Source organism: Xenorhabdus sp. PB30.3 (assembly GCF_963895965.1).
Taxonomy (GTDB): domain Bacteria; phylum Pseudomonadota; class Gammaproteobacteria; order Enterobacterales; family Enterobacteriaceae; genus Xenorhabdus; species Xenorhabdus stockiae.
Map to the genome: position 1 here is coordinate 1 of NZ_CAWQMW010000018.1, position 10,965 is coordinate 10,965.

Annotated in this window: 6 protein-coding genes; all 6 read right to left on the reverse strand. The window is 39.7% G+C overall.

Annotation, left to right across the window (positions count from 1 at the left end):
- Window positions 1-213 precede the first annotated feature (213 nt).
- Window positions 214-1,842, reverse strand: a complete 1,629-nt coding sequence (locus tag AACX38_RS02120) for an ABC transporter substrate-binding protein (protein ID WP_228865626.1) — start codon at window positions 1,840-1,842, stop codon at window positions 214-216.
- 53 nt (window positions 1,843-1,895) lie between these two features.
- Window positions 1,896-3,533 carry an ABC transporter substrate-binding protein gene (locus AACX38_RS02125; protein ID WP_228865627.1) on the reverse strand — a complete coding sequence of 546 codons (1,638 nt, stop codon included), beginning with the start codon at window positions 3,531-3,533 and terminating at the stop codon, window positions 1,896-1,898.
- Between the two features lie 108 nt (window positions 3,534-3,641).
- Window positions 3,642-5,276, reverse strand: a complete 1,635-nt coding sequence (locus tag AACX38_RS02130) for an ABC transporter substrate-binding protein (protein ID WP_228865628.1) — start codon at window positions 5,274-5,276, stop codon at window positions 3,642-3,644.
- Between the two features lie 252 nt (window positions 5,277-5,528).
- Window positions 5,529-7,163: a bifunctional metallophosphatase/5'-nucleotidase gene (locus tag AACX38_RS02135; protein WP_228865629.1), complete on the reverse strand. Its 1,635-nt coding sequence runs from the start codon at window positions 7,161-7,163 to the stop codon at window positions 5,529-5,531.
- Window positions 7,164-7,263: 100 nt separating this feature from the next.
- Complete coding sequence (locus AACX38_RS02140; protein ID WP_228865630.1) at window positions 7,264-9,219, reverse strand: bifunctional 2',3'-cyclic-nucleotide 2'-phosphodiesterase/3'-nucleotidase; 1,956 nt, start codon at window positions 9,217-9,219, stop codon at window positions 7,264-7,266.
- A 74-nt stretch (window positions 9,220-9,293) separates the two neighbouring features.
- Window positions 9,294-10,469, reverse strand: coding sequence for a porin (locus tag AACX38_RS02145; RefSeq protein WP_228865631.1), 1,176 nt, complete (start codon window positions 10,467-10,469; stop codon window positions 9,294-9,296).
- Between the last annotated feature and the right edge of the window lie 496 nt (window positions 10,470-10,965).

Genomic DNA, 10,965 nt, shown 5'->3' on the forward strand with positions numbered 1-10,965 from the left:
CATAATATCTGGTATCATACATATAAATTAATGTTAAAATTCAAAACAAGGTTATAATTAAATTCAAAAATAATAATTTCATACGGAGATTATTTAATTAACAAAATTACAACATTAGTTTTCAAAAACACAACACACATCACAATTATCATGTAGTATTAGCTCATATCTCCGTGATCAGAGATATGAGCAATCATTTTATTAGATCCATATTTAGTGTTTAATCACATACATATCTTTTGTCAGATAATAACCTCGTGGATCAACATAAACACCACCAAGATAAGGTTTAATCATTTTATGATTTACAGCCGAATATATAGGAATAATTGGTGTATCCTCAGTAATAATATCTAGTGCCTTTTGATAACCCGCTTTATCATTTGTTTTCCCTGATTCCATAACTATTTCATCAAATTGTTTATTTGAATAATATGATGAATTTTGTGTGTGGTCTGTAGTGAATATATTGAAATATGTCATCGGGCTATCATAGTCTGCAATCCAGCCATATCTGACAAGATCATATTTACCCTGATATTTATTATCGAGCACTACTTTCCATTCCTGATTTTGTAGAGTTGCCTCAATACCCAGATTTTTTTTCCACATTGAGCTGAGGGCAATAGCCACTTTCTTATGAGCTTCAAGCGTGTTATACAACAGAGTAAATTTAAGTGGATTGTTCTGGTTAAATCCGGCTTCCTTTAATAATGCTCTGGCTTTTTCAACCCGCTGTTCCTGCGTCCAATCAGCAAAATCCGGTTGTTTAAAATCAAAACCGCCAATACCGGGAGGTAGGAAAGTATAAATAGGCTTTTGCCCCTGCCCTAACACTTTATCAGCGATAACATCTCTGTCTATTGCCAGATTTAATGCCTGCCTGACCCGAATATCAGTAAATGGTGCTTTTCCGTTATTAATTTCATAATAATAAGCTCCCAGTCTGGGAGAAACATGCACTTGTTCCGGATATTTTTGCTTTAATGATGCAAACGAATCCTGGGGAATTGTCAGAGTAATATCAATTTCACCCGCCAGATAACGGTTCAAATCAGATTTAGCTGACTCTAAAGCAAGGTATGTGACTTTATTAATAACAACATTTTTATTATCCCAATAATAGAGGTTTCTAATACCCACTATTTTTTCATTAACTATCCACTCAGATAATCTAAATGCACCGCTACTAACAAAGTGTTCAGGCTGTATCCATTTATCACCATATTTTCTGACCACTTTTTCGCTGACAGGAACCATGACAGGATGAGCCAGTCTCTGTATAAAATCCCCGATAGGTTTATCTAACTTCACTTCGAACGTATAATTATCCAGTGCTTTTATGCCTAATTCATTGGCACTCTTTGTGCCTTTAAGCACATCTTTAGCATTCATTACCGCAGCATCAATAAGATAGTTTCCATAAGGTGAGCCAACGGCCGGATCAAGTAAACGTTGCCAGCTAAAAACCACATCATGGGCAGTGATAGAAGAACCATCAGACCATTTAGCATCCTGTCTTAAACGAAAGACCCAATTTTGATTATCCTGAGTTTCCCAGCTAGTTGCTAATAAGGGAGCAATATTACCTTGTTTGTCGGTATACACCAGATTATCGAAAAAATCATAAATAATATTAAAATCGGTATCACTTTCAACTTTATGTACATCCAATGAAACAGGCTCACTACCATTATTACGTACCACTTCCTGCTTTTCCGCCAATTGTGTTCCGGGTGGAATAATGACCGCATGGGATACAGTGACTACACCGGCCAATATTATTGCAGACAGACAGGATAATTGTTTTATGGCTCTATTTTTAATATTTTTTATTTTCATTGTTTTAATCCTGCAAATGGGATGAGAGCCTATTAAGACTCTCTATCTGTTTATTAATGTTTTATGACATAAAGATCTTTCGTTGAAATATATTCCATGGGAGTAGGGTGAAAACCACCAATATAAGGTTTTACCATCTTATTACTCACGTAGTAATAAATAGGAATAACAGGTGTATCATTGGTTATGATATCCATTGCATTTTGATAATGTTTTATGTCGTTAGTTTCCCCTGATTTAAGGACCATTTGATCAAAATCACTATTTTCATAGAGTTGGATATTATTACTATTGCCTGTTACGAAAATATCCAGAAATGACATCGGGCTATTATAATCTGCTATCCATGCATACCTGACTATATCAAATTTACCCTGATGCATATTATCCAGCATGACTTTCCATTCCTGATTTTGCAGTACAGCATTCACATCAAGATTTTTTTTCCACATTGAACTGACTGCTATAGCTATTTTTTTATGAGTTTCTCTTGTGTTATAAAGCAAATCAATTTTTAGTGGATTATTTTTATTGAATCCGGCTTCGTTTAATAATTCCCTGGCTTTTTTAATCCGCTGTTCTTGTGTCCATCCTGCATATTCAGGCGGAGTTATATTTAACCCACCAATATTAGGCGGAAGGACATTATAAGCCGGTAATTGCCCCTGCCCCAAAACCTTATCGGCAATAACATCTCTGTCAATGGCTAAGCTTAATGCCAACCTGACCCTGACATCATTGAATGGTGGTTTCTTGTTATTAAAAGCATAATAATAAGTGGATAGCATAGGAGTAATATGCATCTGATCGGGAATTTCTTTTTTTAATGATGCAAAGGCATCTAATGCGATTGTTTTAGTTATATCAATTTCACCTGCAAGATAACGGTTCAGATCGGCTTTTTCAGATACGATGGTGACATAAGTCACTTTATTAATGACTGTGTTTTTATCATCCCAATATTGAGGATTTCTGACCCCAACGACCTTCTCATTCACTGTCCACTCAGACAGTTTAAAAGCACCGCTACCAACGAATGTTTCTGGCTGCGTCCACCTATCACCATATTTATTGACTGTTTTTTCACTAATAGGAACCATAACCGGATGAGTTAACATTTGTAAAAAATACGCGACTGGCTTATCCAATTTCACTTCCAATGTAGAATCATCCAGCGCTTTTACCCCAAGCTCTTCGCCTTTTTTCTTACCCAGTAATACATCATTCGCATTTGTCACATGAGCGGTTGCAAGATAACTACCATAAGGAGAACCCATTGTCGGCTCAAGTAAACGCCGCCAGCTGAATACGACATCATGAGCGGTAATTGGTGTACCATCTGACCATTTAATACCTTTTCTTAAATGGAAAACCCATGTCTGGTTATCCTTGGTTTCCCAACGCTCTGCCAGTCTGGGTTCGATATTACCTTTCTTGTCGGTGTAAACCAGACCATCAAACAAATCATGAATGATATCTAACTCAGTATTACTTTCTACTTTATGTACATCTAATGAAGCAGGAAATGAGCCATTATTACGCACGATTTCCTGTTTTTCTGCCAACTCTGTGCCGGGTGGCACAACAGCCGCCTGAGCAGAAAAACTAATACTGCCTAATACAATTGCTACTGAACAGGTTAATACTTTCGATGTTGTGTTTTTTATCATTCCAGCAATTATTTTCTGCATCGTTTGTTTACCCCTATTATTATATTTTTACTTTCTTTACGTTAACGATTTTAATTAGATCTTTAATTTAGAAATAGCCTGTCATAAGCAGGCTATCTCCATTTAAAATCAATGTTTAATAATATAAAGATCTTTTGTCATAATATGTCCCAATGGGCTGATAAACAGGCCACCGACATAGGGCTTAACTAGCTTAACACGAACATAATAATAAACTGGGATGGCTGGTGAATCATGAGTAAGAATATCAAGTGCTTTTTGATAAATCGCTTGATCATTAGATTCATCTGCCTTTAGTACTAACTCATCAAATTTCGGATTATTGTATTTCGTTATATTATTTGTATTTCCTGTCATGAATATTTCCAGAAAGGTAAATGGACTATTATAATCTGCCTGCCAGCCATACCTGCCAACTTCAAAGTTTCCCTGATACAACGATTCAGTCTGTGATTTCGTTTCCTGATTTTCCAAAATAGCATCAACTCCGAGGTTCTTTTTCCACATCGAACTGGCAGCAATAGCAATTCTCTTATGACCATCAGAGGTATTATATAAAAGTTTAAATTTCAGTGGATTAACTTCATTAAAACCCGCTTCATTTAATAACGCTTTGGCTTTTTCAACGCGTTGTTCCTGAGTCCAAGAAGCATAATCAGGTTGTTTTAAATCCATTCCTCCACTACCCTCAGACACAACATAGTAAGCGGGCCTTTGTCCTTGTCCTAATACCTTTCCAGCAATTACATCCCTATCTAGGGCTAAGGTCAATGCCTGCCTGACCCGCACATCATTAAATGGCGGCTTTTGCGTATTGAAAAGATAATAATAAACACTCATTATCGGTTTAATATGGAATTGATCACCCAATTCTTTTTGTAATTTAGAAAAGAAATCTGCTGGTCCACCATTTGATATATCAATTTCCCCTGCCATATAACGATTAAGATCCGCCTTATGATCAGATATTGGCAAGTAAGTGACTTTGTTAATTATGGTATTTTTATTATCCCAATAATGAGGGTTTCTGACACCAACAATTTTCTCATTCACAACCCACTCAGAAAGTGTAAAAGGCCCGTTACTGACAAAGAATTGTGGTTGTGTCCATTTGTTACCATATTTTGTAACAACCTTTTCATTAAGTGGAGACATAACCGCATGTGCCAACATTTGCAAAAGGCCTGCTTTTGGCTTTTCCAGTGTGACTTCTAAGGTTGTATCATTCAGAGCCTTAATGCCAAGCTCTTCCGGTTTTTTCTTACCGGATAATACAGCCTGTGCATTGATAACATTAGCCTGAACCAGATAACTACCATAAGGAGAAACAGTATCCGGTGTCACCAACCGCCGCCAAGTGAACACCACATCATGGGCAGTTACCGGCGAACCATCTGACCACTTAGCCTCTTTTCTTAAATAAAAAAACCACGTTTTATTATCTTTAGTTTCCCAACGTTCGGCTAAAGCAGGGATAATTTTTTCTTCTTTGTCGGTATCCACTAAACGTTCAAAAAGATCCACTAAAATATCAAATTCACTACTCCCATCAGATTTATGTGGATCCAAAGAAGCGGGTTCGGCAAAATTATTGCGGGTGATTTCTTGTTTTTCGGCTAATTGTGTACCGGCAGGAACTACGGCTGCGTAAGAATATGTGGTACTTCCCAGTATAAGACTTACAAAACAGGTTAATACTCTGGCAATTTTATTTTTTATTAGCCTCGCCATCATTTTTTGCATATTAGCGCTCTCCATAACTGTTTTTATTATTTATTCAATATCTCATTTATTATTACTACCTTAATTATTATTACGTTATAAATATTACGATTATAAGTAATATATTCACTTAATTTGAAAAGATTAAAAATATAAGTGCAATGCATAACAATTAGCATTGCACTTATTATTTAAAACAGCCGAAAGATTACAGTACCTGTTTGCTGGTGATTTTATCTACAGTAATTTTTTGTATTTACAATCACCATCACATTATTGGCTACTTATATCCGTGATCCTGTCTTTTTTCGGGTAAGCAATCGGTGATTTCTCGGCAAAATATTTCACCACCGCATCCACATCAGGAACACTGTATACCGGATCGGTGCCTTCTTTAAATACAGAGAAATTACTGCCTCCGGTTGCCAGATATTCGTTAGCCGCTACACGGTATTTGGCTTTCATATCAACTGGCTTGCCATTAATCTTCATAGAGCTGGCGATCACTCGCTGGCCTGCCGGTTTTGAGCTATCCCACAAATATTCAAGAGTATAGGATACCGCCATCACACTTGGGCGCGTGCGATCCCACTGTTGTTCCAACGCGCGCTTGATCTGTTCACCGGTCAGTGTCTTAGTCACCATCACATTAGAGAACGGCTGCACGGTGTAAATCGCGTTATATGTGACATCCCCTGCATCCATTGGCGCACGGATACCGCCATTATTTACAAAAGCAATCACGGCACCGCCACTCTCTTTTGCCGTAGTGGCATACAGGTGTGCATCTGCGATCACTTTACCCAACGCAGATTCACCACCGGATGTCGGTTTCTTATTCAGATCACTTTCCAGTTTCCCGATCACGCGATTTGCCAGAGGCGTCGCTATTTTTTCGTAAGAAGATAATAGTTCCGTCACTTTCGGGTCTTTGCCATATTTATAGTTATCAACCCAAATATTTTTCGCTTTGAAATCGACAACATCTCTGGTGGTTTTATCCAGTTTCAGATCCAGCTTAGTAAGCAAGGCGCCATTAGCCTGAGCAGAAGTGACCGACTTACCATTAATCACGCAGTTATAAGCCTGATGTGTATGGCCGCTGATCACGAAATCCACTTCTTTATCCAACTGATTGACAATATCGATGATTTTTCCGGTTATGCCATTACAGGCATTAACATCAACACCACCAGCGTCACGTCTTTGCATTGCACCTTCATGGATCAGTATCCCAATGGCTTTTACACCCTTTTTCTGCAATTCTGGTACCAGTGCATTGATAGTTTTAACTTCATTGGAAAAGCTCAGACCTGCCGTTCCCTGAGGCGTTACAATTGCCGGTGTGCCTTCCAGTGTCAGGCCAATAAAGGCCACCGGAATCCCTTCAAATTCTTTAATGACATATTCCGGGAATAAGGTTTTACCTGTTTCATCAACTGTGACGTTAGCCGACAGATACTGAAACCCAGCGCCTTTAAATGGTGCTGGCCCCTGACAACCTGTTACCGGATGACAGCCACCATTCTGTTTACGCAACAGCTCAGTTTTACCTTTATCAAATTCGTGATTCCCCACCGAAGTGGCTTCCAGACCAGCAAGGGTCAGAGCTTCAATACTGGGTTCATCGTGGAACATTGAGGAGAGCAACGGACTGGCACCAATTAAATCACCTGCAGCAACCACGATATTATTCGGGTTATCCTGTTTCAGCTCTTTAATCAGCGTTGCCATATGTTCAATACCGCCGGACTGATTTTTAGGTGCCTTCAACGCGCCATGAAAATCATTCAGACCCAGAACTCGTACATCCACGATATTTGATGATTCATTAGCTGGCTTGGTTGCACACCCTGCCAGCAATGCTGCGCCAATCACAATCGGAAGTAATTTATATTTATAATTCATCTCATTATCTCTTTAAATCAGCTATCAAAATGTAATCGTCATCCTTCAGATTGCAGCTCTTGGGCTGCAATCTGAAATTTATAGGAAGTACAATTAAGCGTTATTTTTTATCGGTCAGATCAATTTGATAAATGGCAAACCCGACATCGTCATTTTTCAGGTATTTCACCGGATATTGGGCATGTTCTTTAATAAATTTCGCTGCTTTTTCTGATGGTGAAGTTTCAAAACGGATATCCAGTTGCTTATCTGTTTTGATTGGCAGGAATGACCAGTTATTTTCTGCCTGTGTCGATACCACACCCTGCTCTTTGGTTGTTCTGGAAATATAAGCTGCCAGAACGGAGCGGTTTTCATCCGGTGAGGCAAATGCGATATGATCTTCTCCGGTTCCGGCAAATTTACCGCCGTAACCACGGTAGTTATTGGTGGCAATCAGGAAGGCGGCTTTTGGATCAATAGGTTTACCCTGATAGGTAACATCCTTAATACGGTTCGCATCTTTATTGATCAGCTGGCAATCCGTATCGTATTTCGCGGGTTGAGTCAGATCTATCTTATAGTTGACGCCACTAATAGTATCGAAATTATAAGTACGGAAACCATCCCAGTTCAGTAATTCCTGTGGCTTGGTCGAGTTCGGATCGATCTGGTTATACATACCCACTGAGCATTCCAGCCATTCAGTAACATCAGCACCACTCGCTTTGACTACAACCAGCGTGTTCGGGTAGAGATACAAGTCTGCGGCATTACGGAATGTCAGATCGCCTTTTTCTACTTCAACGAAATCAGCAGGAGCATTTTTACGTCCACCCGCTTTGAATGGTGCAGCAGCCCCCAGAACCGGTAAATCAGCCAGATCAGGATCGCCTTTGATAAAGCGTTTGGTGTAATCAACCTGCGCATCATTGACGATCTGAACCGTCGGATCACTCTGGATCAGGGCGAGGTAACTGTACATATTGGCAGAGGCTTTACCAATGTGCTTACCGACAAAATCGCGGGTTCCCTGATTAGCTTTATCGATAATCGCCGCCAGCTTGTCATCACGCTCAACCAGTGCTTTCTTATGGGCTTTATCGTAGATCGGGCGCGCTTCTGCTTTAGCAGATTCCACTTTCCACTCACCACCGTCGTTATTGATAACCATATCAACAACGCCCAGATGATCTCCCCATTGGCCCGGCATTACAGCAGGAATACCATTAACTGTGCCGTTAGCAACATCGACACCTTTAATTCCGGCATATTCTTTATTTGGGAAAACGCCGTGAGAATGACCGAACATAATGGCATTGATGCCGGGAACTTCGCTCAGGTAGTAAACCGAGTTTTCCGCCATCGCTTTATAGGGTTCCTGCGAGAAGCCGGAGTGCGGAATGGCAATAATCAGATCTGCACCTGCTTTTTTCATTTCAGGTACAAATTTTTTCGCCGTTTCGGTGATATCGTTGACAACAACTTTGCCATCCAGATTCGCTTTATCCCAGATACTGATCTGTGGCGGCACAAAACCGATATAACCGATCTTAATCGTGTGCTCTTTGCCTTCCCGATCTTTAACCGGAGTATCGACAATAATATAAGGGGTAAAGTAGTTTTTACCGGTTTTGGCATCCATAATATTGGCGTTGACATAAGGGAACTCAGCTCCCGCTATCGCCTGTTTCAGGTAATCCAGACCAAAGTTGAACTCATGGTTACCGAAGTTACCTACGGTATAACCCATGGTGTTCATAAGCTGGTGAGCCGGGTGAACTTCACCCTGTTTCAGCCCTTTAGCCGCCATATAATCTGCCATCGGACTACCCTGAATCAGGTCACCGTTATCAACCAGAATGGCATTGGTCACTTCAGATTTGGCTGCTTTAATCAGGCTTGCAGTACGAACCAGACCAAACTGTTCGGTCGGTTTATCCTTAAAGTAATCGAAATCCATCAGGTTGCTATGAACATCTGATGTTTCCATAATCCGTATATCAACGGTCGCTGCATTGACATTAAATGCCACCAACATTGCCAGTGCTGAAATTTTCAACCCATGCTTCAACATGTTATACCCCTTTGTAGAGAGGAGAACCGGTAAAAGTTCTCCCATAACATTTTTCTTAAAAAGAATTTATTCACTTAAAAGAACAAACGTGCGCCGGTTTCCAGAATGGTCTGTTTTTTATCTCTGTAAACCGGGTTGTCACTGCGGGCATCATCGTATGCCGCTTCAACAAACAGACGTATGCTATTGTACTGAGAAACTGAAAAACGTTTATCTAAACCAACGGTGTAAGTCTGTTTTTTATAGTTGAATGTGTTGGAATCACCGTCACGCAGGTAATAACCTGCATACATGCCGCTTTCAATTTTATCCCAGTGCCATTTCGCACCCAGGCCATACAGGTTTGCTTTCCAGTTTCCTTTGACGGAATTGGAACTGAGTTTACTGTTTCCGCCTTCCTGATAAATCATGCCTGAGTTGCGGGAACGTGCCTGTCCGTAATCCACACCAACAGAGAATTCACGTCCGGGGAAGTAATATTCCATACCAAAAGCCAGTAAACTGTCTTGCGGAGAGACGTCAGAAACTTTACGCTCGCCACCCGCTATTTTTCGGTGTGCTTCTCCCGTTGCCGCGGAGTAACCAGCATCAAATTTCAGGCCAAACTTTGATTCATAGAAACCAACAACAGAATAGGCGTGGCGCAAATCACCATGCTGGCGATCTTTATCTGAACCGGATTTACCACTGTAAGTGGCAGCAAGCTTAAAGCCTTCATAACTGTTGGTCTGAATAAAAATTGTTTGCGGTAGGCGGGTCACGAAATTGTTTTTACCCACCCCGTCATTACTGTAGCCTGTTGCACGGCTGAGAACATCACTGAAATAAAATACGCCTGTGTTGCCATAGCCGTAGCTGGATTTTTTTACCCAATCAATAGGAATATAAGTCCGGCCTAATTGAATCTGGCCATAATCACGATGGGATGCGCCGATATAACCAAGACGATTGTACATTTCAAAACTGGTTTTAGAGTTATCGCTATTTGATCTTTGAGTATCTGAACCCCATTCCATTTTACCAAATACGCGAATATCTCTGGTTAATTGATGACTACCACCAATACCAATGCGGCTGCCATCATCGCGAATATTGATATCACGATCCTGACTGGTGGTTTTTGCCTTCAGACGAAACTGCCCAATCAAATCGACTTTAGTTCCCTTGTCATTGTAAACCGTAACGGCACCAGCGCTGCCAGAAATAACCAATAATCCAATTAATGCAGCCAATGGCTTCATGCTTTTCATAATAAGACACCCACAAAGATTAATTTTTAGGTAATACGTCCCGCTATCACGAACTGTGCGCAATATATTCAGGGCAATAAAAACCCGTCACTATTTTCGTGAAAATAAAAGACGCGTTTAAAAAATGACAGAACCAGTATTATTGATTATTATTTCTAATGAAATTTCCTCGTTAGAATATTTATAACATGCCATATTGAACCAGCAATAAGATTAAAAAATGAAAGTGAAAAATAAAAAAACAGGAGAATTAAATCTCCAATCTCATGTTGTACTATATTGATGTATTACGTTCGTGTGCTGTATTCATCCCATTACACGTATTTATAATAACTAAAGAAAACAATGTTTTTCGTGAAGGGGTGCACACTAATTAAAACAGGTTAGAAAAAATTTACACTAATGTGTGAAATGAATCATAAAAAAACCTTTTATCGTTTAAATATCATCATCACAGACTATTTTTGCTGCAGCACAAAAAATATATTCTTTATAT

What these genes read in the sequence shown, in the direction of transcription:
- AACX38_RS02120 (WP_228865626.1), bottom strand. Translation starts at nt 1,842, where the DNA reads ATGAAAATAAAAAATATTAAAAATAGAGCCATAAAACAATTATCCTGT.
- AACX38_RS02125 (WP_228865627.1), bottom strand. Translation starts at nt 3,533, where the DNA reads ATGCAGAAAATAATTGCTGGAATGATAAAAAACACAACATCGAAAGTA.
- AACX38_RS02130 (WP_228865628.1), bottom strand. Translation starts at nt 5,276, where the DNA reads ATGCAAAAAATGATGGCGAGGCTAATAAAAAATAAAATTGCCAGAGTA.
- AACX38_RS02135 (WP_228865629.1), bottom strand. Translation starts at nt 7,163, where the DNA reads ATGAATTATAAATATAAATTACTTCCGATTGTGATTGGCGCAGCATTG.
- AACX38_RS02140 (WP_228865630.1), bottom strand. Translation starts at nt 9,219, where the DNA reads ATGTTGAAGCATGGGTTGAAAATTTCAGCACTGGCAATGTTGGTGGCA.
- AACX38_RS02145 (WP_228865631.1), bottom strand. Translation starts at nt 10,469, where the DNA reads ATGAAAAGCATGAAGCCATTGGCTGCATTAATTGGATTATTGGTTATT.